The sequence below is a fragment of the Dactylosporangium sucinum genome (assembly GCF_014647515.1).
Lineage (GTDB): Bacteria > Actinomycetota > Actinomycetes > Mycobacteriales > Micromonosporaceae > Dactylosporangium > Dactylosporangium sucinum.
Genome location: NZ_BMPI01000209.1, coordinates 467 through 775, shown reverse-complemented (window position 1 = coordinate 775; position 309 = coordinate 467). Strand labels below are relative to the sequence as shown.

1 pseudogene is annotated in these 309 nt (G+C 69.3%); it reads right to left on the bottom strand.

Going from position 1 to position 309, the window contains the following annotated elements:
- A pseudogene (locus IEZ31_RS55875) lies at window positions 1-309 on the bottom strand (HAD family hydrolase); the annotation flags it as partial.

Here is a 309-nt window from a genome sequence, read left to right as displayed (position 1 = left end):
GTGAGCTGGTTGTCGCCGGTGATCATCACTGTGCGGATGCCCATGCGGCGCATCTCCTCGAAGCGTTCCCGCATGCCCTGTTTGACGACGTCCTTGAGGTGCACGACGCCCAGCGTGCGGGCCGGCTGACCCTCGACGAACTCGGCCACCAGCAGCGGGGTGCCACCGGAGCTGGAGATCGCGTCCACGATGGACCCGACCTCCTCCGTCGGCCGGCCGCCGTGCTCACGGACCCACTTCATCACCGCGGTAGCGGCACCCTTGCGGATCTGCCGGCCGGGCACGTCGACGCCGGACATCCGGGTCTGC